Origin of the sequence: Brucella sp. H1_1004 (genome assembly GCF_047308065.1) — a bacterium.
GTDB classification, from domain to species: domain Bacteria; phylum Pseudomonadota; class Alphaproteobacteria; order Rhizobiales; family Rhizobiaceae; genus Brucella; species Brucella pseudogrignonensis_B.
In genome coordinates this window covers 799,545-823,270 of the sequence record NZ_JAYKZA010000002.1, presented here as the reverse complement: position 1 = coordinate 823,270, position 23,726 = coordinate 799,545, and the positions used below count along the sequence as shown (strand labels likewise).

Here is a 23,726-nt window from a genome sequence, read left to right as displayed (position 1 = left end):
CCCATTTCTTCTGGGCCTTTGTTTAATTCAGCTTCTCTTCCAGAGCGACCGCCCTGACCAGTTCACGTTCCAGCCGCGCTTCTTCTTCAATTTTTGGCTTGGTGAAGCGTCCGAGCAAAAGATAGGCGACCGGTGTTACAAACAGCGTGGCAATTGTTGCAATTCCAAGACCGCCAACAATAACCCAGCCCAGAGACACACGCGCTTCGGCACCCGCACCACTTGCCAGCACCAGCGGCACCCCACCCAGAACCGAACAGATCATCGTCATGCAAACCGGACGCAGCCGGATATTGGCCGCTTCTTCGATCGCCTGACGAACATTCATACCCTTGTCGCGCAGCTGATCAGCAAATTCGACGATCAGAATACCATTCTTGGCCATGATGCCCACCAGCAGCACAAGGCCGATCTGGCTATAGACGTTGAGGCTTGTGCCGGTGAGGATCATCGCAAACACCGCGCAGCCAAGACCCAAAGGCACTGTCGCCATAACAATCAGCGCACTGATGAAGCTTTCAAACTGGGCAGCAAGCACAAGCAAAATGATGATGACCGCAAAGCCGAAGACAAGCGCGATACCGCTGGAAGTTTCACTAAGCGTCGACGCTTCTGCAAGCGGGATGATATGACTGCCCGGTGGAAGCAATGGTGCTGCGATTTCCTTTACCGCAGCGAAGGCATCGCCCAGCGCAAAATCGCTGCGAAGATCCGTTGTGATTGCAACAGAGCGCTGGCGTTCTTCCCGGTTTAACTGCGGCGGCACAGCCTTTTCAACCACGGTAGCAATAGACGACATCGGTACGTAACGACCGTCGCCCGTCTTGAGGAAGACGTTTTCAAGATCAGTCGGATCGTTGATCGGATTGGTGGTGGAAACAAGCTTCACATCAAAACTTCTGTCGCCCACATAGACCGAGCCGATCTTGCGACCGTCGAGAACGGACTGTACCGCATTGGCAAGCCCGGTGATATCGATACCCAAATCGGATGCGCGTTCACGGTTGATTTCGACAGAAAGCTGCGGCTGGGTCGGCTCCACCGTCAGACGTGGCTGCACAAAACGCGGATCTTTTTCAAGAGCCGCAATAAGGTCATTGGCAGCTGGCCCGATCTTTGCATAGTCATTGCCAACGATGGCAAATTGCAAACCGTTACCAGCACCGCGGATACCGAGGCTGTTGGGCTGTGCCGTGAAAATGCGGACCGCTGTAATGTTGCGCAGACGGGCATTAATATCCGCCATGATTTCCTGCTGTGACCGGCTGCGCTCCTTCCAAGGCGCCAAAGTCAGCACCATGAAGCCATTGTTGGAAGAACCCCCAGCACCTGCAATGCCGTAGGTAGTCTGGATTTCGCCACTCTCACGCAGAGGCTGAAGCTGTTCCTCGATCTTGTCGATCTGCGACTGAAGAAATTCGACACTTATCCCTTGCGGGCCATTGATACGCAGAAGAGCAACCGCACGGTCCTCCGTTGGTGTCAGTTCCTGCCTGAGTTGTCCGAAGCCGATATAAGATGCGCCGGCAAAAAGGACAGCTGCAAGCACGACAATGAACGGCGCTGAAAGACAGGCATGAAGGCTCCTTCGATAGAAACTTGCCAGACCGCCGCCGATCCGCCGCAGAAATTTCGGTCCGTGACCATGTTCTCCAGCTTCACTGCCTTCTTTCAAAAAGCGCGACGCAAGCATCGGGCACAGCGTCAATGCCACAATCGATGACAGCAGGATGGCAATCGCCAGCACAAAACCGAATTCACGGAATAGGCCCCCCGCCTGCCCCGGCAGGAACGAGATCGGCACGAAAACCGCCACAAGGGTTAGGGTGGTTGCGACCACCGCAAAGAACACCTCCTGCGTGCCAAGCACGGCAGCCGCGCGTGGCCCCATGCCCTGATTGCGCCGTCGTACAATGTTTTCGAGCACAACAATGGCGTCGTCCACCACGAGGCCTGTTGCCAGCACAAGCGCCAGAAGTGTGAGAATATTGACCGAGAAGCCGCTGAGATAAATGGCGGCAATCGTACCAATCAGGGCCACCGGCATCGCCAATGCGGGGATAAGTGTTGCGCGGATATCCCACAGAAACATGAAGATGATAACGACGACGATGACCACAGAAGCGATCAGCGCAATTTCCACTTCATGGATAGCGCCCTTAATAAAGTTTGCGTCATCACTGGTCACGGTGACGCTCACCCCTGCCGGCAAAGTGGCCTGAAGATTGGCAACCGCCGCACGAACGCCGTCGGAAATGTCGAGTGTGTTCGATTGGGCCTGACGCACAATGCCAAGCCCGATTGCTGTCTTGCCATTGGAGCGCACGGCAGAGCTTTCGATATCAGGCCCAAGCGTTACAGTTGCCACATCGCGAATTTGCGTACGGCCTTTAATATAGACATTTTCAAAGTCTTCGGGCCGCTCAAGATTGGCCGTTGCACGCACAACAATCGACTGATCGGAACTGCGCAACGAACCAGCAGGCGCATCAAGCCCCATTGACGAAAGAGCGCTGGAGATATCGGCAATGGTCAGACCATAGCTTGCGAGGCGCGCCTGATCGATATCGATACGGAAAATCTTATCGCGGTCACCGTTGATCTGAACATCGGCTACGCCTGGCACTGCCGAAAGCACATCCTCGATCTGATCTTCCACCAACACCGTCATGTCATCGACAGCCATCGTGTCAGACGTCACGGCGAGGCGCATCACCGGATCGGCGTTGGAGTCAGCCTTGATGATGCGCGATGGATCGGCCTCGTCCGGCAGATTGTTGGTGACGCGTGAAATTGCATCGCGCATGTCCGCAGCGGCGACGTTGAGATCGACGCCGTCATTGAATTCAACAGTGACACGGCTGCGTTCAAACGAGGATGAAGAAGAAATCGACTTCACGCCTGAAACGCGTGCAACGGCATTTTCCAGCACCTGTGTCAGCTGCCGGTCGATCGTTTCAGCTGACGCGCCCTTGAAATCGGTACTGATCGTTATAACCGGACGATCAACATCCGGCAACTCGCGAATATCGACGCCAGTGAAGGCAGCAAGGCCTGCGACGATAATCAAAACGTTGATGACGAAAGCAAAAACAGGACGTCGAATAAAAAGTGCAGTCGATCCGCCTTGATTTCCGGGATTCGAATTAGGATTGCTCACGCTTTATCCTCACCCTGCAACGCGGCTTTTGGCGGATGGATCAGCATAAGCGGTCCCTTGCGCATTCTGCACGCGCACCGGCGCGTCGTCACGAACGGTTTGCACACCCTGTGTCACGATCATATCGCCTTCTTTAACCGCACCGTCGATCAGGATACTGGCGGCGTTGCGCTGCACGATGCGAGCCGGGACTTTCTTTGCTTTGCCATCCTCCACACGCCAGACATAGGAACCGTCAGCGCCCCATTGAATGGCCAGAGGATCGACAGCGGGATAACTGTCACCGGGGAAGAGTAGCGTCACTGTAAACGACATACCTGCGCGCAGTCGATCATCGTCATTGTTGACTTCAGCCCGCACATGCAGTGTGCGACTTGCCTCATCAAGCATGTTATCAACCGCATTGATCGTCCCCTGATAGCGCACGCCAGGGAAAGCGGTAGACTCAGCGGTCAGCGGCTGACCCACCTTGATTTGTGGTGCAAAACGTTCCGGTACCCAGATATTAATCAGCACTTTCGAACGGTCATCAATGCGCGCAATCGACGTTTGCGCCGTAACATAATTGCCTGCATTGACCGGGAGAATGCCAACCACGCCGGAAATCGGCGCACGTACCGTGCGACGGTTCAACGCCAGCTGCGCATCTTCAAGGGCCAGTTTTGCATTGGCCAGAGCGAGATCCGCTTCCACCTCCTGAACGACTGTTGCCGTGTTGGTAGCGCGCAATCGCGTGATACGATCCCGTGCGGCTTCCGCATCTTTGAGCGCAATCTGCGCTTTGCTAACCGCGATTGTCTCTGTTTCATTGTCCAGAATTGCAATCGGGTCATCCACCTTGATGACGTCACCCGCTTTGACCAGCAGTTCTTTCATATTACCGCTGGAATAGGGCGTGACCGAAACCGTACTCAAGGCGCGCGCCGAACCAATCGCAGTCAGGCGACTGTTGATTGTTTCCTCGCCTGCTGGCTCCACCACAACAAGAGGCGCCGGACGGGCACCGGAACCGCCATGCGATTGTTGTGTGGGAGCGTTGCCTGAAGCAGTCTGTGTTGAAGAGTCTTTGTTGTTATAGAGATACCAGCCGCCTGCGGCAGCTCCGATTATAAGCAGGCACAAAACAATCTGCTTCCACGACTTCATTCAACTCTCCGACAGAGCGCTATCGAGTGCTTCGAAAGGCATCTGATTAAATATTCATATTCATGCTCGCAGCTTATACCCGCAAAGCGTATCTAAATGATGATCACGCCAATAGGTTGCATCGCCATGCACAAGCTGCATCATCACGGATTTTCCCATTTGTGATTTTGCACGTGGCGATTCAGCACGTCGAGTTAAATTTCGGTAATGCTGACAATGCTCCAGAACCAGATTGTTTAAACTTGGAACCGCAATTGCCGTTGGAATTATCTTTTGCAGGCATATATAGATGGCAACATTTGTAACGATATTATTCATTCAGAAACTCCCCTGATGGAATGTTGCATCTCCTGCGAACAATCCGTCGATATGGATTGTGCGTATGACGGCCATAGAAAAGACCATGGAATCCGGTGGAGTTGCAGCAGAGATTGCTGCGCGTGCACCGGCTATGGCCTCAGCACAAGACGATAATACATCGCCCAAACAGTTTACCCGGCTGCGCTGGCGTAACCGCCTGTCCAGCAAACTTCTTATTTTAACGGCACTTGCCGTTCTGATTGCCGAAGTTCTGATTTTTGTGCCATCTGTGGCCAACATGCGCGTGCGCTGGATGAACGCACGTCTTGATACGGTGGAAGCAGTCAGTGAAGTGCTGGTTGCCAGCGGCAATATCGATATTCCGCGTGAAGTGCAGGACAAGGTTCTGCTTGCCACCGGCACCAAAGCGATTGCCCTGCGAAATGCTGGTGCCTCTAACCTGCTTGCTATGAGCGACATGCCTGGCCCGATCGATCAGGTGATTGATCTTAATAATATCAGCGAAGCGGCTGCCATCTGGGATGCCTTTGGCACACTGTTTAATGGCGGCGACCGGACTTTACGAATTTATGGATCGGTTCCACCCAACGACCCATCAGGGCAGATTATTGAAATCGTCACCTCTGACGCACCGCTTCGCCATGCGATGCTCAGTTATGCGAGCAACGTCGCTCTCATCTCGTTGCTCATCTCCATTATTGCGGCGAGCCTTATCTATCTCATCATCCATGAAATGCTGCTGAGGCCTGTCCGCCTGATGCATCGCAACATGATCGACTTTGCGTTATCGCCTGACAATCCAACCAAGATCCTGGTTCCAGAAGATCGCAAAGACGAGTTCGGTGTGGCTCAGCGCCAGATCGCCCATATTCAGGCAGATTTGCAACGCACGTTGAAAGAACAAAAACATCTCGCTGATTTGGGTCTCGCCGTTTCCAAGATCAACCACGACATGCGCAATATCCTTGCTTCAGCGCAATTGATGTCTGATCGGCTCGCGGACACGCAAGACCCGGCAGTCAAACGTTTTGCGCCGAAGCTTATTCACACGCTTAGCCGTGCGATCAGTTATTCCGAGAGCGTGATGGCTTATGGGCGCTCGCAGGAACTGCCACCAACGCCGCGCCGTATCCAGCTTCATGCTGTTGTTCTCGATGTTCAGGAGACACTCAATCTCAGCCAGCATCCCGGAATCGAATTTGAAAACCTGATAGCAGAGGATTTCGAACTCGACGCTGATTCCGAGCAGCTGTTCCGTGTGCTTTGTAATTTATGCCGCAATTCGGTGCAGGCAATGGAGCGCGACCACACCAGCGATGTTGCCACCGTCAAGCGCCTGACCCTTTCTGCAGGTCGTATCGGGACCACGGCGATCATCGGCGTTGAGGACACTGGGCCCGGCCTGCCACAAAAAGCACGTGACCACCTATTTAAGGCCTTCAAAGGTTCAACACGTAGCGACGGGACCGGCTTGGGGCTCGCGATTGCCCAAGAACTGGTCCGCGCCCATGGCGGTACAATCGAGTTACGTGAAGATCGCCCCATCGGCGCACATTTCGAGATTCGTCTCCCCGACTTGCCGCACATGAACGAAAGACGCCCTAATCAGCACGCAAACGGCGCTGTTTAGAAAATTTTGCAGCATGATTCCCTCAACGAAGAGGGTTTCATCAGCTGATTTGAATATTTCCGGCGCGCAATACGGGTTTTCCCCAGCTGCGAAGGGTTTGAAAAAGCCCGGAAAACCGCGGCTTGTAAAGAAAACTTCATATAAGCGCATTTTTTTCCAAGAAGGCGCTTGCATTTAGCCATGGGTCCGATTATCAACCGCCCATCGCCGCAGACGACGCGGCACACAGGCAAGCACCCGTAGCTCAGCTGGATAGAGCACCAGACTACGAATCTGGGGGTCAGAGGTTCGAATCCTTTCGGGTGCGCCATTTTTCTCTTTAAAAACATATTTTTCAATCGTTAAAACGATTGTTTTATTTACCTTAAAATCATCCTGAATTTCTATCGATAACAGCTTTGAACGTCATTTACGTTTGATAGATAAGCTAGAAGCGCCACGTTTATTCTCCCAATCTGAAAACTGCTAGAGCGCATCCCGAAAAGTGTGAAACGGTTTTCGGAACAAGATGCGCTTGCAAAACAAAGAGGCAGAGCATCTCTAATGATCCAATGAAAACTGGAGATGCTCTAAACGCGATCAAATATTTACAATGCAACCACATGCGGTAGCAGCTCAGAATCAATTCATTTGAAGACGAGAATAATGAATAGCGCTACATGCAGTTAAAGACGCCTGTATGCACAATCTCCATCCATTGAGGACCGAGAATGGCTCTTGCAGAAACTGCTTGAAATGCGCCCGGCTCCCCCTCCCTAAACATGCGTATCATGAACTCATGATCAAAGCTGCCCGTCGTGACAATGTCGGACCTATGCCGAGTCGTGACTTTATAAGACAATGTCTCATCATCAAAATCAGCTTTAGCACGCGTTTTAGTAGCTCCGGGTAAAATGTGCGTTTGCACATTGTTGGAGCTCGATGCGCCCAAAACAATGTATTTGTCATATCCAGCTTTAATGGTCTCAATCGCAGCCTGTTTCTGTGCAGCGATCAAAGCGCCGTGCGCTCCACAAACAGGGTCAGCACTAGATTGCACCATCACCTCACGCTCCGACAATCTAGCCGAACCTGAACTGACACAACCGGATGCAAACAACACCGAAAAACAAACAAGAAATATATTCAATTTCATCAACAACAAGACTCCAAATATATCATTAAATTTAAAGTTAATTTTATAAATTAACCTATTCTATAAACGAAAAATGTCTAAATTTGGTCTATTTTTACTGTAAATCTATATGAATATTGCACACAATATCATGGCAGCAATAATAATCGAGTTTAAAAAGCCAGAAAATCGCGCGCGAAACGACACGAATAAACATTCATAGATATTATTGAAAAGCGCTCTATACTTAAAAAGGAGAAAAACTGGTGCTGCGAGAGAGGATTGAACTCTCGACCTCTCCATTACCAATGGAGTGCTCTACCACTGAGCTACCGCAGCATTCTCTTGAACGCGGCGGACTTCTGACACATCATCGCACAAATCGCAAGCAACCAAATGCAATTATTTTGACATAATGTGGAAATCTCCCAAAGGCAGCTATAAAACCCACTTTTCGCGGGCAATGCGCCGTAGTACAAAGACCCCATGAGTGAAAAAGACACCAAAAACAACGAGCAGCGCCAACCGGACCCGCGTGAAAAGCGGCGCGCAGAGCAACTGCGCGCGAATCTGATGCGCCGCAAAGTGCAGTCGCGCTCCCGGCGAGCGGGCGATGCAGACGAGCGTAATGACGGCATTACGGCCGGCAAACAGGATCAGGATTGAGATTTGTTGCGCTTAATCAGGATTTGCAACTTTAGAAACTGTCTTTTTAGCGAATAAGTATGTTGTGAAGCCTTCCTTGAAGATAGGGAGGAGCTGTTATAAAAGCGCAATTAATCTCTTGCTGGCGTCACTGCACGACTATGATTCGTGATCGACGTAATTTCGCCGCAGGATCAGTCAATTTCATATTGCAACACTGCGAATCCCAAGACCGCAGAATTTGCAATTATCGATTACCGGGCAACGGCTTCGGCCCAGAAGGTGAAACAGCATGGATCGCATCAAAATCGTCGGCGGCAATAAGCTTAATGGCGTCATTCCTATCTCTGGTGCGAAAAATGCAGCACTTCCACTGATGATTGCTTCGCTTCTCACCGACGATACGCTGACGCTTGAAAACGTGCCACACCTCGCCGATGTCGAGCAGCTGATCCGTATTTTGGGCAATCACGGCGTTGATTATTCGGTCAATGGCCGCCGCGAACATCAGGACGGTTCCTATTCGCGCACCATCCATTTTACGGCCCGCACGATTGTCGATACCGTTGCTCCTTATGAGCTGGTTTCCAAGATGCGTGCGAGCTTTTGGGTTATCGGACCACTTCTGGCGCGTATGGGTGAAGCGACCGTATCATTGCCAGGCGGTTGCGCGATTGGTACGCGCCCGGTTGATTTGCTTCTTGAGTGCCTTCAGGCGCTTGGTGCCCAGATTGACATTGAAAACGGTTACGCCAAAGCACGCGCGCCAAAAGGCGGCCTTGTTGGCGCACGCTACCGTTTCCCGAAAGTCTCGGTCGGTGCAACCCATGTCATGCTGATGGCAGCGGTGCTTGCCAAGGGCGAAACCATTATTGAAAATCCTGCCCGCGAACCGGAAGTCGTCAATCTTGCCGACTGCCTGAACGCAATGGGTGCAAAAATCACGGGTGCTGGCACCGAGACAATCCACATTCAGGGTGTAACCAGTCTGTCGGGCGCGCGCGTTCGCGTCATTCCTGACCGCATCGAAACCGGCACCTATGCCATGGTTGTGGCAATGACTGGCGGTGATGTTGTGCTCGAAGGTGCAGAGGCAAGTCAGCTGACCGCAGCACTTGATACACTGCGCAAGGCTGGTGCGGAAATCACCGAAACCAACAGCGGTCTTCGCGTTGTGCGCAATGGCCATGGCATCCATCCGGTTGATGTTACCACGGATCCATTCCCCGGCTTCCCAACCGATCTTCAGGCACAGTTCATGGGCTTGATGACAATGGCCAAGGGTACCTCGCATATTACCGAGACAATCTTTGAAAACCGCTTCATGCATGTGCAGGAACTGGCACGTCTCGGCGCAAAGATTTCGCTGTCCGGCCAGACGGCAACCGTTGAAGGCGTCGAGCGCCTCAAGGGTGCGCAGGTTATGGCAACCGATCTGCGCGCTTCAGTTTCGCTGGTAATCGCTGGGCTTGCAGCCGAAGGCGAAACCATCGTCAACCGCGTCTATCACCTTGATCGTGGCTTTGAACGTCTGGAAGAAAAGCTCTCGCGTTGCGGAGCGAATGTCGAACGCATCAGCGGGTAAATGTTCAAAAGCCGGATTTGCTCACAGCATTCCGGCTTTTCTTTCGCACCTAAAGCGTGTCGCAATTTATCGTATTCGATCGACACGCTTTATCTTTTTGTTTTTACGCATGTCGTTATCGGATCGTAGCGGGATCAGAAATCAGTCCAGTGGACTGATTTCCCCGCGAAGACGGTCCCCACTTTTCCGCGACATGCTCTAGCTTATTCATCAACAGGCTGATTCATCAACAGGCTGATTCATCAACAGGCTGAAAAGCCTGTCGATTTTTTTGTGGCTACATGTAAAGTTGCTTCGAGCATCATTTTGAGAATAGCAGGGAATGATACCAGATATGGAAATGTTGAAGCTTGTGGCGCTGGATGAGGAAGACTTGCAGGTCCTGTCCGCCCATCTTCAGGATGCGGTTCTGAAAGTATCAGACCTGCAATATCTGGCGACGGATAAGCGCTTTGTCCTCACGCTCAACCGTTTCGCGTGGGAAAAAGCCAAGCCAAAGCTGTTCCGCAAGCCGCAATATCAGCGTCGCCGCACCGCTTTGCATTTTAATCGCGTTACGGCGGTGAAAGGCAGCGGCGTTGACCGGCAGAAAACCGAAGAAGTTCTTTCGCTGCTGGCTATCCGCTTTATCGCAGGCGAAGCACCAGCCGGAACTTTGGAACTGACTTTCTCGGCAAATGCCGCTATCCGTCTCGATGTAGAATGCATTGAAGCGCAGCTAACAGATCTTGGTCCAGCATGGGAAACAGCCTCCGTGCCAAAACACGAAGCCTGATTGCCGCTTTGACCATAGGGGCTTTGCCCAGACTGAAAATGACTGATAATTAAAGGAATACCAGCGTGGCCACGACGCTCAGACAAAACGATCCTGATTTTGAACAGACGTTTGCAGCTTTCCTCACAGGCAAGCGCGAAGTTTCGGAAGATGTTGATCGTGCTGCGCGCGACATCGTTGATCGTGTGCGCCGCGAAGGCGATGCTGCACTGATTGAATATTCGCAGCGTTTTGATCGCATTGATCTGAAGAAGACCGGCATTCGTGTGACGGAAGCTGAAATCGATGCGGCTTTTGAAGAGGCACCAGCCTCGACCATCGAGGCACTGAAGCTCGCCCATGAGCGCATTGAAAAGCACCACGCGCGTCAGCTGCCAAAAGACGACCGCTACACCGATGCACTTGGTGTGGAACTCGGTTCGCGCTGGACGGCAATCGAAGCGGTCGGGCTTTATGTTCCGGGCGGCACGGCAAGTTATCCAAGCTCGGTGCTGATGAATGCCGTGCCTGCAAAGGTTGCAGGCTGCGAGCGCATCGTGATGGTTGTCCCCTCACCCGATAGCAAGCTAAACCCGCTGGTTCTGGTGGCAGCACGTCTGGCCGGAGTTTCGGAAATATATCGTGTTGGCGGTGCGCAAGCTGTTGCAGCACTCGCCTATGGCACAGAGACCATTGCCCCGGTTGCAAAGATTGTCGGCCCCGGCAATGCATTCGTGGCCGCAGCCAAGCGCATCGTGTTTGGCACGGTCGGCATCGACATGATCGCCGGACCATCGGAAGTGCTGGTGATTGCCGACAAGGACAACAATCCAGACTGGCTGGCCGCAGACATTCTGGCACAGGCCGAACACGACACGGCTGCGCAATCGATCCTGATGACCAATGACGAGGCCTTCGCAAAGGCTGTCGAAGAAGCCGTCGAACGTCAGCTCAAAACTTTGCCGCGTGCTGAAACAGCCGCCGCAAGCTGGCGCGATTTTGGTGCGGTCATTCTGGTCGATGATTTTGAAGCGGCCATTCCGCTGGCCAATCGGATTGCTGCTGAACATCTTGAAATCGCCACCGCTGACCCGGAAGCGCTTTTGCCAAAAATCCGCAATGCCGGTTCGGTGTTTATCGGCGCCTATACGCCGGAAGTGATCGGCGATTATGTCGGCGGCTGCAACCACGTTTTGCCAACCGCACGTTCGGCGCGATTCTCGTCTGGCCTGTCGGTTCTGGATTACATGAAGCGCACCTCGCTTCTGAAGCTCGGCCCTGATCAGCTGCGCGCACTCGGACCGGCTGCCATTGAAATTGCCCGTGCCGAAGGCCTTGATGCTCACGCACAGTCCGTCGCCATTCGGCTTAATCTATGAGGAATCATGACCGCTGGCGTTCCTAATGCCCGATTGATCGACATCGAGCTGGATGAGTCCATCGGCCGCTCGACGCCTGATGTCGAGCATGAACGCGCGGTCGCGATTTTTGATCTGGTTGAGGAAAACACATTCTACCCGGTCGGCGACGATGTGGGCGGTCCCTACAAGCTCAAACTGTCGCTGATGGAATCACGCCTGATTTTTTCGATCATGCGCGAAAACGACGACACTGTTGCGACTCACATTCTGTCGCTGACACCTCTGCGCCGCGTGGTGCGCGATTATTTCATGGTCTGCGAAAGCTATTATGAAGCGATCCGCTCCGCCAGCCCCAGCAAGATCGAAGCCATCGATATGGGACGACGTGGCTTGCATAATGAAGGATCGCAAGTTCTGCAAACCCGTTTGAACGGCAAAATCGAAGTCGATTTCACCACCGCACGGCGTCTTTTCACGCTTGTTTGCGTGCTGCACTGGCGGGGCTGATCCTTGATGCCGATTGAGGACGTGACTGCACCATCAGAAGAAGTGAAAGCCGCCAAACGGCCAACCTCTGTGCTTTTTGTCTGCGGAAAGAATGCGATACGCTCACCCATTGCCGAACTTCTTGCCAGAAAACTGTTGCCATCCAATATGTTCATTGCTTCCGCCGGCGTGCAGCGCGGCGAGCGCGATCCCTTTGTTGATGCTGTGCTTGTTGAAGAAGGCTTGTCGCTTGATGACCGTCAACCACGCGGGCTGGAAGAACTGGCAGATGGTTATTTCGACCTGATCATTACACTGACCCCGCTTGCACATCATACAGTGCTTGAAAAAATGCGTGGTTTCTCAGTTGATGTGGAATATTGGCCCACACCTGACCCAACGCTTGTGACAGGCAGCCGCGAGCAGATCATGGATGCTTATCGTGATGTGCGCGACCGGCTAAAGCGCCAAATTACGCAGCGTTTGGCCCCAAATTAACAGCCTCACAGCCTAATCCAATTCCGTTGTTCACAAATGCCGTCTAATCATATAGGTTCCGGCCAAATTTAAAGCTATGGCCCGGTTTCAGGCCAATTTATCGTAGAAAGAAATAGGTATCGTATGCCGAAAGAAGAAGTCCTAGAGTTTCCAGGTGTTGTTACGGAACTGCTGCCAAATGCAATGTTCCGCGTAAAGCTCGAAAACGACCACGAAATTATTGCTCACACTGCTGGCCGTATGCGCAAAAACCGCATCCGCGTTCTCGCAGGCGACAAGGTTCTGGTTGAAATGACCCCTTACGACCTGACCAAGGGCCGTATTACCTACCGCTTCAAGTAAGCCTCACTTCGCTTTTCAGGAAAACTGGTGTCTATGAGCGCGCAACATAAGCTGGTTCTTGCCTCTGGCTCTCCCCGCAGGATTGAGCTTCTGGGGCAAGTCGGCATTGAGCCGGATCATATTCAGCCGGCTGATATTGACGAGACGCCTGAGCGTAGCGAACATCCGCGTTCGCTCGCGCGTCGTCTTGCGCGCGAGAAGGCAAAGGCTGCACAGGAACAATTGCAGGGCGATGAAAATTTCGCCAAAGCTTTTGTGCTGGCAGCTGATACGGTTGTCGCGGTTGGTCGCCGTATTCTGCCCAAAGCAGAAATCACGGACGAAGCGCGGGAATGTCTGCGTCTTCTGTCGGGGCGCACACATAAGGTTTTTACCGGCGTCTGCCTGATCTTGCCCAATGGCAATTTGCGCCAGACGCTTGTTGAAACGCGTTTGCGTTTCGAGCGCCTGACACGCAAACAAATGGATGCCTATCTCGCTTCCGGCGAATGGCGCGGCAAAGCTGGTGGCTATGCCATTCAGGGCCTTGCTGGCAGCTTTGTGGTCAAGCTGGTTGGCTCTTACACCAATGTTGTCGGGCTGCCGCTTCAGGAAGTTGTAAGCCTGCTGGCTGACGGTGACTATCCGGTTTATGCAAACTGGGAAAGCGGCAAGGTCTGAAATTTCTATGAGCGATAAGAAAGACATATCGACAGCACCGGACGCACGTGTCACACCGTTGCGTCCGACACGCCCCTGCCCTGAATGCAGCAAGCCATCGACGCGTGATTCTTATCCGTTCTGCTCGCCGCGCTGTAAAAGCATCGATCTCAATCGCTGGCTTTCGGGAAGCTATGTCATTCCCGGAAAAACGATTGAAGAAGAGGAAGAAAACGACAACTGACGTTTTCTTGTGTCTAATGCGCGTTACATTTTGTCTTAATCAAACAACACGCATTAGCCTTTTGTTTTTTAAGCATGTCTTTATCCCAAAACCGGTCCCCACTTTTGGGAGACATGCTATAATTTCCACAATCAAAACGGTGCTTTAGCGCGTTTATAAGAAATCTTATAAAAAGTGCGATAGGGTGCTGGACAGCGCGAAATTTAATGCTATAACGCACCCACTTCCGGCGGACACCAACACCGCCACACGGTGAGAAATCACCTGCAGGATGCCCGGATAGCTCAGTTGGTAGAGCAGCGGATTGAAAATCCGCGTGTCGGCGGTTCAAATCCGTCTCCGGGCACCATCGCTTTTAAAAAAATCAATATTTTGTATGTTGAAAAATATTGCTCCCCTGTGTTTGACGTTTTTGGGTATCGGTTGCTTGAGTGAGATACCCGCATTACATCGGTTCAATGTGAAGCAGTTCATAAGAATCAGGGCCTTAAAAAAGCATCATACAGGATGCCCCTCTTCCAGCAATTGGTTAGACACGTTGGAAACGCCATGACTTCGGCAGCGCAAGAAACAAGTGGTTGCATTCGTTCCAGCTATTTCCTACGTGTGAGCCCATTGGACGTAGACCTGCTACGGGATTTATGAGCTCATGACGACAAAATTTCAGAACAGATTAATGTTGTCTGCGATCTCGAACAATCAGTCCGTCTTTCCTTTGATGATGGATGCTCGCTCAGACGATGCCATCGGGTTGCTGCACCGCTAAGCGGCCAGCGACCCCAAAAACCAATCACCCTGAATTATCGAAGTTCTACCTTTTTAAGGTAGTTCCATGGTTGGGATTTATCATGGCTATTTGGACTGAGCTTGCTCGGGCCAGCAACATTGCTGGCGACGAGATCTTATTGCGTCAACGGGATGATATTTTCGAAATCCGGTACAACGGCCTCGAACTCATGTCGAATATAAACTTCCAGTCAGAAACGGTTCTGGCGGAGCGTTCAATCCGATTATTGGATACATCGCCTAAGAATGTTTTGATCGGCGGCCTAGGTATGGGTTTCACACTGAGAGCAGCTTTGGACATGCTCCCCGCACGAACAAGCGTGACAGTGTGCGAATTCGTACCTGAAATCGTCGATTGGAACCGTCATAATATTGGCCATCTGGCGAATTTTCCGCTCAATGACCCTCGTGTAAACATCGAAGTTGCCGACGTTATGCAAACGCTGAAAGCAAGTCGCTCAAGCTTTGATCTCATCTTGATGGATACAGATAATGGACCGGATTTTCTGGTCAGAAATGAAAATGATGCAATCTATGCAAAAGAAGGGCTATCAACTGTTATAAATGCATTGAGACCAGGCGGCATAGCGAGCTTTTGGTCCGCAACACCTTCTCACTCTTTTGAAAAGCTTCTTGATGAGATGCAAATGTCATGGGAGCGTCACGACGTATCCCTGATCAGCGGTCGATCCGATGCTTTTCACTTCATCTATTTTATAACGAAGTTCGGGGGCATAACCACTCCATATGCAGCAAAACATCACGTTAGCCCTTCAACATTGGCCCTATGATCCAGTGATAAAAGGGGACGGCGCCGAAGCCGACCCCTTATTGCCGCACCAAGCCTATCCGGTTCGCCTGCTTGCTATCCCGTGCAAAGCGCAATGGGCCTGATTCGTTGTATTGCTGAAGCCCTGATTAAAACCGTCATGCACAACCGAACGGATATGGCTATTCGTGAAATCACTGCCGGGCGCATTGCAGGCGCTTTCGTGTTTCCGGCTGGCGCTCTGATGAGCTGGTTTCTTTATCGTCCATTCTTAAGCGCAACTTTGTCCGAAAGCCGTTTCCAACTTTTCGGGTTGCGCTTATATAAAAGCGCGCCATTGATCTGACGCGCTTTTGTCTTTTAGAAAATACAAGCTTACTGCTGAACATATTCCAGCGTCAGCGTTTCAACACCAGCTGACAGCGCAGTGCCCTTTTCGGTGTCTACAGCCAGCGGCTGAAGTGTGAATGCCTGACCAGTTCCGCCAACCAAAACCTGCACACCTGCACCGAGGCCAAGGCTTGCATCTGCTTCAGCGCCGGCATAGGTCCCGGCCAGTGCGCCCGGTTCGACGGTGGTCGTTGCAGCCAGAACAGTCCATGTCATCTGGCCGCCAGTGGTTTCACCAAGCTCCAGACCATATTGATCGATAGAACCCTTATATTGCTGCGACAGGCCGTTGCCGTTGGAAAGCGTGCAGCTGACCTTCTGCTTCTGCTCAATGATCAGGCCAATGCCCGCGGAAACATCGCAGGAAAGCACACCAACTTCTGCACTTACCTGCGCAGAACCTGAAGTAGCGGTTGCAAGAAGAACAGAAACACCAAGCGCCCAAATTGCCTTTTTCATCATGACCCCTTTTTCCAAATCACATTCCGCAATTTTGCGAGGAACAGACTATTCGTAAGCGATCAATAATAAAAATAGAACTTAAAAATGCGGGCTAGCCCGGTCTTAGCGCGACTAGAGAAAAATAAAAAAAGGCAAGGCCGCGCTGCGAAATATCTTCGACAGCGCGGCCTTGATCATCCAAGAACAGGATCACGACTTGAACGTATATTCCGCAATCGACTGTGGTTTCATTTCAATCGAGAAGCCCGGCAGCGATGGCGGCATATAAGCCGCATCCTTGATAATGCACGGCTCGATGAAATGCTCGTGAAGATGATCGACATATTCGATGACACGACCATCCATGGTGCCGGAAACGGCAACATAATCGATCATGGATAGATGCTGCACATATTCACACAGGCCAACACCGCCTGCATGTGGCCAGACCGGCTTGTTGTATTTTGCAGCAATCAGCAATACGGCCAGAACTTCATTCAAACCACCCATACGACAGCTGTCGATCTGCACGATGTCGATGGCGCCTTCGGCGATAAACTGCTTGAACATGATGCGGTTCTGGCACATTTCGCCGGTTGCAACCTTCACCTCACCAATGGCTTCTCGAATTTTGCGATGACCTGCAACATCATCCGGGCTGGTTGGTTCTTCGATGAAGAAGGGCTTCGAGAAAGCAAGCTTATTGACCCATTCAATCGCCTGATTGACTTCCCATACCTGATTGGCGTCGATCATCAGATACCGATCCGGGCCGATCACTTCACGCGCGATGGTAAGACGGCGAATATCGTCTTCGAGGTCGCGGCCAACCTTCATCTTGATGTGGTTGAAGCCTTCATCAATCGCTTCCTGACACAGACGACGCAGCTTGTCGTCGTCATAGCCCAGCCAGCCCGCCGAGGTCGTGTAGCAAGGATAGCCGGTAGCTTCGAGCTTAGCGATACGCTCCGCCTTGCCGCTTTCTGCTTTGCGCAGAATTTCGACCGCTTCATCGCGGGTCAGCGCATCGGTGAGATAACGATAATCGACGATATCGGCAATTTCTTCCGGCGACATATCGGCCACGAGCCGCCAGACGGGCTTTCCCGCCTGCTTTGCAGCGAGGTCCCAGAAGGCGTTGACGACGGCACCGGTGGCGAGATGCATCGCGCCCTTGTCCGGGCCGATCCAGCGCAGCTGGCTATCGCCAGTCAGGTAACGCCAGAACTTGCCGGGGGCCGCGAGGAAATCATCCATCGAGGAGCCGACAACAAGATGGCGCATGGCGAGAATGGCCTGACAGCAAATGTCATTGCCACGACCAATGGTGAAAGTGAGACCATGGCCTTTCAGCGCCTCATCATCCGTATCGAGGATGACATAGGCTGCCGAGTAATCCGGGTCCGGGTTCATTGCGTCAGAGCCATCCAGACTTTGCGAAGTCGGGAAACGGAGATCGAAGACGCGCAGATCAGTGATTTTCGTCATAATTTATCCGTGATCAGAGCATGCTCCCTTCCCGCGAAACGAGTTTCAGGGAGCATGTTCAAAAGAATTAAACGTCAGCGCGCACGTTCTGCTTCTGCGTGCCGAGACCTTCGATGCCGAGTTCGACAACGTCACCAGCCTTGAGGTAGCGCGGTGGTTTCATGCCCATGCCAACGCCGGGAGGCGTGCCGGTGGAGATGATGTCACCCGGCTGCAACGACATGAACTGCGAGAGATAGGAAACCAGATGACGCACGCCATAGACCATGGTCTTGGTTGAGCCGTCCTGCATAGTTTCGCCGTTGACGGTGAGCCACATTTTGAGGTTTTGCGGATCAGCAACTTCGTCCTTCGTCACCAGCCATGGGCCAGTTGGCCCGAAGGTGTCGCAGGATTTGCCCTTGGTCCACTGGCCGGCGCGTTCGATCTGGAAAGCGCGTTCCGAGACGTCATGCAGCGTGCAGTAGCCCGCGACATAATCAAGCGCATCGTCTTCAGAAACGTATTTCGCAGTCTTGCCGATAACGATGCCGAGCTCGACTTCCCAGTCGGTCTTTTCCGAACCGCGCGGGATCAGCAGATCGTCATTCGGGCCAACGATGGCCGAAGTTGCCTTCATGAAGATAACTGGTTCTGGCGGTACGGCCATGCCGGATTCGGCTGCGTGATCAGCATAGTTAAGACCGATGCAGATAAACTTGCCTGTGCCTGCAACGCATGGGCCGAGGCGTGGATTGCCTTCAACCTTTGGCAGTGCATTCACATCGAGCGAGCCGAGCTTTGCAAGGGTTTCCGGGCTGAGAACCGCACCCGACAGATCGCTGACATGGGCGGAAAGATCACGGATATTTCCGTCTGCATCAAGAAGGCCTGGCTTTTCCTGACCCGTTTCGCCATAGCGAAGAAATTTCATGAGTTTACTCCTTGTGGGGATGCTGAATTGGTAACAATAGGGCGCCTAAGGCTGGTTGAGATTCTGGTTATGGTGTGCCGAAAATGGTATTTTTCGAGAACCGGAGCGGAGTGTACTTAAAGGTACATGAGCCTAGGCAAGCGTAGAAAAACGCCATTTTCAGGCCGCCAGAGACTGAATATCGGCCACCCTAAATGGTCCAACCACCATCAATGTTATAGGCCTGACCGGTGGTGTAAGTCGCACCTGCGAGATAGACTGCGAGATCGGCAATTTCTTCCGGCTGACCGATACGGCCAATAGGCTGACGCGCGATGAAGGCCGCGCGCTGCTCTTCATAGTCGCCCTGCGCACGCAGGCGATCCTGCAGCGACGGACTTTCAACCGTACCGGGGCAAATGGCGTTGCAGCGGATACCCTTGGCAACATAGTCGGCAGCAACCGCCTTGGTGAGTCCAATGACAGCTGCCTTGGTGACGCCATAAGCAAAGCGGTTCGGCACACCTTTGACGCTCGAAGCAACGGACGCCATATTGACGATGGCGCCATCCTTGCGCTCCAACATGCCCGGCAGCACGGCCTGAATGGTGCGGATCATCGCCTTGATGTTGAGATTGATCGCGAAGTCGAGGTCTTCGTCCTTCATTTCCAAAATCGAGCCGCCATGGACGACGCCCGCGCAGTTGAACAGGATATCGACCTGACCAATCTCGGCAACAAGTGCCTTCACGGCTGCATCATCAAGCACGTTGAGCTTACGGGTGATGATTCCCGAAACGCCCTCGAGTTCCTTGAGAGCGCTCTCGTTGATGTCGGTCGCATAGACCTTGGCACCCGCTTCCGCAAATGCCAGCGCACTCGCACGGCCAATGCCCTGAGCAGCCGCTGTGATGAGTGCGGTTTTTCCATCAAATCGTATCGTCATAGTCATGCCTTCCGTTCAACAAGCAGGATGTGGTCGCAAGCAAGCACCACTTCATCCCGCTGATTAAGCACTTCGCACCGCTCGGTCACGCGGCCCATATTTGTCCGTTTCGGGTCGTCTTCCTTTGCGCTGATTGTCACACGCGTGCGGATCGTATCGCCAATATGCACCGGACGCACGAACCGAAGACGGTCATAGCCATAGGAAAACGCAACAGGGTTAATCAGCGTCGCCGTCAGGCCGACGCCGATTGCAAAGACCATCGTGCCATGCGCAATGCGCTGACCACCAGGCAGAGTTTTTGCAAATTCCGCATCCATGTGGTGCGGAAAGAAATCACCCGTATGACCGGCATGAACCACGAAATCGGTTTCGGTGATCGTGCGGCCATAGGTTATGCGCTGAGCCTCAAGCTCATAATCTTCAAAATAGATTACCTGTTCAGACATGATCAAAACTCCGGTTTTGCAGCAAGCGGCGTCGCAGGCGCAGCGCTCGACTGATAGGCCGCTTCAACCAGTGCCATGGTGTGCCATGCATCTTCGACCGAGCCGATCAGCTCCGCATCTTCACCAGTGGCGAAGCGCTGCAACTGCGCCATGCGGTTTAAGAATGCGTCCGGGAACCAAGCGCCTTGAAGCTCTACCTGCACCCAATCGTCGCCGCCTTTTGGCTTGATCCAAAGCTCGTCCGGTTCGCCGCGTGGATAGTCGAGATTGACGCCGAGTTTCACGTAAGCCGCACCCTCAGTCCCGCAAATGCGGAATTCGCAGGCCTGAAATTTGCGGCCAAAATCATGGTCGTGATTGATCGACAAAGAGCAACGCACGCGGTTGCCATAATCGAGGATTGCGGCTGTGCGGGTCTGTGCGACTTCATGGTTCGGATGGCCAATGGTCTTGGCGTGAACGCCTTGCGGATTGCCGAGCAGACCGCGCACAAAATCCAGATAATGGATTGAATGCATGGCGATCTCAATACGCGGCAGGCCTTTCAGAAACGGCCACAAACCCCAAGGGGTTGCAAGCGCCAGCCATGCGTCGAAATCCACCACTTCGCCAAGCAAGCCCTTATCAACGGCATCGTAAAGTGCCAACATCATCGGCGCGAAACGCAGCTGGAAATTCACCGCAGCTTTGAGATTGCGCGCCCGGCAAACTTTCAGAATTTCAGTTGCCGCGGCCAGATCGCTACCCATCGGCTTCTGAATGAGGACGGCTGCACCTTCTGGCAATTGCGCGAGGATCGAGGCATGGGCTGAAGGCGGCGTTGCCAGATCGAAGATCGCGCCTTCAACCGCAAGTGCTTCTTCAAGATTTGCGAAAGCCTTCACGCCCCACTGGTCGGCAAGCGCTGAGGCTTTCTCGAAATTCGGATCGAAAACACCTGCAACCGGAAAGCCGCCCTTTTTATAGGCGGGCAGATGTGCGTCGCCGACAATGCTGCCTGCGCCGAAAATCACGATTGGTTTTGGTTTAGCAGGCTTAGCCCACCACTGGCGCAGGGTTTTCGGATCAAAGACCTCAGTCATGATGGAACACCTCCTCCATCATCGCCCACCACTCACCCTCTTTGCGGGTTTCGAGCGGCATCTGGCATGGCATACAAACAGACCACCATTCCTGATTTTTAGGACTTGCAGCCATCTTCTTCATATCGGCATCAAAGTCGGTGCCGACATAGTCCCATGTGCCAAACAGCAGGTTTTCCGGCTCTTTGAGAAAAATCGTGTAATTGGTGATGTTGCATTCCGAGATGAGCGCAAGAATTTCTGGCCAGACACTCGCGTGCAGCTTCTTATATTCTGCGATCTTCTCAGGCTTTAGCCCGATAACCATGCCCATTCTTTGCTTCTGGCGCTGCGCCATTACGACCTCACGATCTCGCGGGTGAATTCGGCAACTGACCGCGCGCGCACGGCATCCCAATCCCACGAAATGCCAATACCCGGTTCGGACGGCGCAATGGCGTGGCCATCGCGAATTTCCATGCCTTTGGTGGTCAGGTCATCAAGCTGCGGAATATATTCGACATAGCGGCCATTCTGCACGGCACAGGTGAGGCTGACATGCAGCTCCATCAGGAAGTGCGGGCAGACCGGGATGTCGAAGGCCTCAGCAGCGTGCGCCACTTTGAGCCATGGTGTGATGCCACCGATACGCGCCACATCCACCTGCACGATGGAGCAAGCGCCCTTCTGCATATATTCGCGGAAATGGCGGATCGAATAGATCGATTCACCCACCGCAATCGGCGTCGGGGTGGAACGGGTCAGGCGGATATGGCCGTCAAGATCATCAGCCGGAAGTGGTTCTTCGATCCATGCAAGATCGAGTTCTTTCAGGCGCTCGGCACGGCGGATCGCTTCATCCACGCTAAAGCCCTGATTGCAGTCGGTCATGATTTCAAAGCCGTCACCCACGGCTGCACGAACAGCCGAAAGACGTGCATAATCTTCCGAACCATGCGGCTTGCCGATCTTGACCTTGGAGCCAGAGAACCCCTTGGCTTTAGCGGCCAGAGCATCCTCGACCAGTGCTTCTTTCTCGATATGCAGCCAGCCGCCTTCGGTCGTGTAAAGCGGACAGCGATCTTTGGCACCACCTGCAAGCTTCCACAGCGGCAGGTTCTGCTTCTTCGCACGCAAATCCCAAAGAGCCGTATCGATTGCAGCCAACGCCAAAGCGGTAATCGCGCCAATGGTTGTGGCGTGGGTCGCAAATTCGAGCTTGCGCCAGATCGCCTCAATGCAATCCGCATCCTCATCGATGATCAGCGGTACCAGATGGTCGCTCAACAGGCGCATGACAGACGAGCCGCCGGTGCCAATGGTGTAGCTGTAGCCCGTACCCACCGCACCATCGCTGTCGGTGATGGTGACAATTGGCGTTTCCTGACTGACAAAGCTCTGGATCGCATCGGTGCGTTTGACCTTCGGCGGAAGGTCAACCATGCGCAGTTCAACTTTTTCAATCCGTGCCATGATTAAACCGCCAAGCTCTTGCCGCTCGCCGCATCAAACAGATGCGCCTGCGACAGATCAAAATGCATGGAAATCACTTCACCGGAATTAAGGTGCCGCGGGTTGAGCATACGCGCCACCCATTCCTTGCCCGCAAATTCGACAAAGACCAGCGTTTCATTGCCAAGCGGCTCGGTGATCGATACGCGCAGATCCTGCTCGTGCGATGTACCGGCGTCACCCGACGACAGGCCGTGGCCAGTCGGGAAAAGATCGTCGGGGCGCAGACCGAATGTCACCTTGGCACCGTCAGTGACCTTGGCCTTAAACTGTGCAGGCACCGGCAAGCGCTGATCATTGGCGAAGACCAGTTCCGCGCCTTGAACGGTTGCCTCGGCCATATTCATCGGCGGCGAGCCAATAAAGCCCGCAACAAACTGCGTGGCTGGACGCTTGAACACTTCATCCGGTGTGCCGACCTGCTCGATATGGCCATCGCGCATGATGACGATGCGGTCGGCCAGTGTCATGGCCTCAACCTGATCATGCGTCACATAAACCACGGTTGACTGCACCTTGGCATGAAGCTTCTTGATCTCCGTGCGCATCTGCGTGCGCAGCTTCGCATCGAGGTTGGAAAGCGGTTCGTCGAACACAAACACTTCCGGGTTGCGCACGATGGCGCGGCCCATAGCAACGCGCTGGCGCTGACCACCTGAAAGCTGTGCCGGACGGCGTTCCATCAAGGCTTCGAGGCCAAGAATGGCGGCGGCTTCATTGACGCGGCGGTCAATTTCCGCCTGTGGCTGCGTGGCGATTTTGAGCGAGAAGCCCATGTTTTCGCGCACCGACATATGCGGATAAAGCGCATAGGACTGGAACACCATGGAGATGTTTCGATCACGCGGCGGCAGATCGTTGACCACTTTGCCGCCGATTTCAAGCGCGCCATCGGAAATGCTCTCAAGACCTGCGATCATGCGCAGCGTCGTGGACTTGCCACAGCCGGACGGGCCAACAAGCGCTACAAATTCCTTGTCTGCGATTTCGAGATTGATGCCATGCACCACTTCAACGGTGCCATAACGCTTAACGAGATTTTTAATGGAAAGCTGAGCCATTGTACT

General features: G+C 53.1%; 25 protein-coding genes and 3 tRNA genes. 14 read left to right on the top strand and 14 right to left on the bottom strand.

The window, feature by feature from the left end; all coding sequences use genetic code 11:
* Positions 1–22 precede the first annotated feature (22 nt).
* The 3 genes from U2P60_RS11160 to U2P60_RS11150 are packed head-to-tail and all read right to left on the bottom strand — an operon-like array spanning position 23 to position 4,624.
* Positions 23–3,160, bottom strand: a complete 3,138-nt coding sequence (locus U2P60_RS11160; RefSeq protein WP_413572666.1) for an efflux RND transporter permease subunit — start codon at positions 3,158–3,160, stop codon at positions 23–25.
* A 9-nt stretch (positions 3,161–3,169) separates the two neighbouring features.
* Positions 3,170–4,306: an efflux RND transporter periplasmic adaptor subunit gene (locus U2P60_RS11155; RefSeq protein WP_413572665.1), complete on the bottom strand. Its 1,137-nt coding sequence runs from the start codon at positions 4,304–4,306 to the stop codon at positions 3,170–3,172.
* Positions 4,307–4,366: 60 nt separating this feature from the next.
* Positions 4,367–4,624: a hypothetical protein gene (locus U2P60_RS11150; protein WP_313827884.1), complete on the bottom strand. Its 258-nt coding sequence runs from the start codon at positions 4,622–4,624 to the stop codon at positions 4,367–4,369.
* 85 nt (positions 4,625–4,709) lie between these two features.
* On the opposite strand from U2P60_RS11150, the gene U2P60_RS11145 reads away from it, so the two are divergent.
* Positions 4,710–6,257 carry a sensor histidine kinase gene (locus U2P60_RS11145; RefSeq protein ID WP_413573762.1) on the top strand — a complete coding sequence of 516 codons (1,548 nt, stop codon included), beginning with the start codon at positions 4,710–4,712 and terminating at the stop codon, positions 6,255–6,257.
* Between the two features lie 233 nt (positions 6,258–6,490).
* Positions 6,491–6,567 (top strand) — tRNA-Arg (locus tag U2P60_RS11140).
* A gap of 345 nt (positions 6,568–6,912) precedes the next feature.
* Here U2P60_RS11140 and U2P60_RS11135 read toward each other — a convergent pair.
* Both U2P60_RS11135 and U2P60_RS11130 read right to left on the bottom strand, forming a co-directional pair.
* A complete protein-coding gene (locus U2P60_RS11135) occupies positions 6,913–7,395 on the bottom strand; it encodes a hypothetical protein (protein WP_413572663.1) in 483 nt (160 codons plus the stop codon).
* Between the two features lie 240 nt (positions 7,396–7,635).
* A tRNA-Thr gene (locus U2P60_RS11130) sits at positions 7,636–7,710 on the bottom strand.
* Between the two features lie 147 nt (positions 7,711–7,857).
* Between U2P60_RS11130 and U2P60_RS11125 the strand changes: the two genes are divergently transcribed.
* The 12 genes from U2P60_RS11125 (at position 7,858) to U2P60_RS11070 (ending at position 15,826) form a co-directional block, all read left to right on the top strand.
* Entirely contained in the window at positions 7,858–8,037 is a 180-nt protein-coding gene (locus U2P60_RS11125; protein ID WP_313827881.1) for a hypothetical protein, read from the top strand.
* A gap of 271 nt (positions 8,038–8,308) precedes the next feature.
* Positions 8,309–9,601 (top strand): UDP-N-acetylglucosamine 1-carboxyvinyltransferase, encoded by a 1,293-nt coding sequence (gene murA / locus U2P60_RS11120; protein ID WP_413572662.1) that lies wholly within the window; start codon positions 8,309–8,311, stop codon positions 9,599–9,601.
* A gap of 334 nt (positions 9,602–9,935) precedes the next feature.
* Complete coding sequence (locus U2P60_RS11115; protein WP_313827879.1) at positions 9,936–10,376, top strand: DUF2948 family protein; 441 nt, start codon at positions 9,936–9,938, stop codon at positions 10,374–10,376.
* A gap of 65 nt (positions 10,377–10,441) precedes the next feature.
* Positions 10,442–11,734: a histidinol dehydrogenase gene (hisD, locus tag U2P60_RS11110; protein ID WP_413572660.1), complete on the top strand. Its 1,293-nt coding sequence runs from the start codon at positions 10,442–10,444 to the stop codon at positions 11,732–11,734.
* 6 nt (positions 11,735–11,740) lie between these two features.
* The gene (locus tag U2P60_RS11105) at positions 11,741–12,223 is read left to right on the top strand and encodes a UPF0262 family protein (RefSeq protein ID WP_313827877.1); all 483 of its coding nucleotides are present in this window, start codon (positions 11,741–11,743) and stop codon (positions 12,221–12,223) included.
* Positions 12,224–12,229: 6 nt separating this feature from the next.
* Complete coding sequence (locus U2P60_RS11100) at positions 12,230–12,700, top strand: low molecular weight phosphatase family protein (RefSeq protein ID WP_313828596.1); 471 nt, start codon at positions 12,230–12,232, stop codon at positions 12,698–12,700.
* A gap of 123 nt (positions 12,701–12,823) precedes the next feature.
* Positions 12,824–13,042: a translation initiation factor IF-1 gene (infA, locus tag U2P60_RS11095; RefSeq protein ID WP_007873428.1), complete on the top strand. Its 219-nt coding sequence runs from the start codon at positions 12,824–12,826 to the stop codon at positions 13,040–13,042.
* Between the two features lie 33 nt (positions 13,043–13,075).
* Complete coding sequence (locus U2P60_RS11090) at positions 13,076–13,702, top strand: Maf-like protein (RefSeq protein ID WP_313827876.1); 627 nt, start codon at positions 13,076–13,078, stop codon at positions 13,700–13,702.
* 7 nt (positions 13,703–13,709) lie between these two features.
* Entirely contained in the window at positions 13,710–13,925 is a 216-nt protein-coding gene (gene yacG, locus U2P60_RS11085) for a DNA gyrase inhibitor YacG (protein WP_250039037.1), read from the top strand.
* A gap of 273 nt (positions 13,926–14,198) precedes the next feature.
* A tRNA-Phe gene (locus U2P60_RS11080) sits at positions 14,199–14,274 on the top strand.
* A gap of 499 nt (positions 14,275–14,773) precedes the next feature.
* Positions 14,774–15,502 (top strand): hypothetical protein, encoded by a 729-nt coding sequence (locus U2P60_RS11075; protein ID WP_413572657.1) that lies wholly within the window; start codon positions 14,774–14,776, stop codon positions 15,500–15,502.
* Positions 15,503–15,595: 93 nt separating this feature from the next.
* Positions 15,596–15,826, top strand: coding sequence for a hypothetical protein (locus tag U2P60_RS11070; RefSeq protein WP_413572656.1), 231 nt, complete (start codon positions 15,596–15,598; stop codon positions 15,824–15,826).
* A 29-nt stretch (positions 15,827–15,855) separates the two neighbouring features.
* On the opposite strand, the gene U2P60_RS11065 is transcribed toward U2P60_RS11070, so the two are convergent.
* The 9 genes from U2P60_RS11065 to U2P60_RS11025 form a co-directional block, all read right to left on the bottom strand.
* Complete coding sequence (locus tag U2P60_RS11065; protein ID WP_413572655.1) at positions 15,856–16,329, bottom strand: DUF992 domain-containing protein; 474 nt, start codon at positions 16,327–16,329, stop codon at positions 15,856–15,858.
* A 192-nt stretch (positions 16,330–16,521) separates the two neighbouring features.
* Positions 16,522–17,799, bottom strand: a complete 1,278-nt coding sequence (locus U2P60_RS11060) for an L-fuconate dehydratase (protein WP_413572654.1) — start codon at positions 17,797–17,799, stop codon at positions 16,522–16,524.
* 67 nt (positions 17,800–17,866) lie between these two features.
* Positions 17,867–18,712 carry a fumarylacetoacetate hydrolase family protein gene (locus U2P60_RS11055; protein ID WP_413572653.1) on the bottom strand — a complete coding sequence of 282 codons (846 nt, stop codon included), beginning with the start codon at positions 18,710–18,712 and terminating at the stop codon, positions 17,867–17,869.
* Positions 18,713–18,902: 190 nt separating this feature from the next.
* Positions 18,903–19,637, bottom strand: a complete 735-nt coding sequence (locus U2P60_RS11050) for an SDR family oxidoreductase (protein ID WP_313827870.1) — start codon at positions 19,635–19,637, stop codon at positions 18,903–18,905.
* A 2-nt stretch (positions 19,638–19,639) separates the two neighbouring features.
* On the bottom strand, positions 19,640–20,086 hold the full coding sequence (locus U2P60_RS11045; RefSeq protein WP_413572652.1) for a MaoC/PaaZ C-terminal domain-containing protein: 447 nt from the start codon (positions 20,084–20,086) through the stop codon (positions 19,640–19,642).
* A gap of 2 nt (positions 20,087–20,088) precedes the next feature.
* Positions 20,089–21,168, bottom strand: a complete 1,080-nt coding sequence (locus U2P60_RS11040; protein WP_413572651.1) for a Gfo/Idh/MocA family protein — start codon at positions 21,166–21,168, stop codon at positions 20,089–20,091.
* Positions 21,161–21,505 carry an L-rhamnose mutarotase gene (locus tag U2P60_RS11035; protein WP_413572650.1) on the bottom strand — a complete coding sequence of 115 codons (345 nt, stop codon included), beginning with the start codon at positions 21,503–21,505 and terminating at the stop codon, positions 21,161–21,163. Before U2P60_RS11035 ends, U2P60_RS11040 begins: the two co-directional genes overlap by 8 nt.
* Positions 21,505–22,620, bottom strand: coding sequence for a mandelate racemase/muconate lactonizing enzyme family protein (locus U2P60_RS11030; protein ID WP_413572649.1), 1,116 nt, complete (start codon positions 22,618–22,620; stop codon positions 21,505–21,507). The genes U2P60_RS11035 and U2P60_RS11030 overlap by 1 nt, the downstream gene beginning before the upstream one ends.
* A gap of 2 nt (positions 22,621–22,622) precedes the next feature.
* Positions 22,623–23,720: an ABC transporter ATP-binding protein gene (locus U2P60_RS11025; protein WP_413572648.1), complete on the bottom strand. Its 1,098-nt coding sequence runs from the start codon at positions 23,718–23,720 to the stop codon at positions 22,623–22,625.
* Between the last annotated feature and the right edge of the window lie 6 nt (positions 23,721–23,726).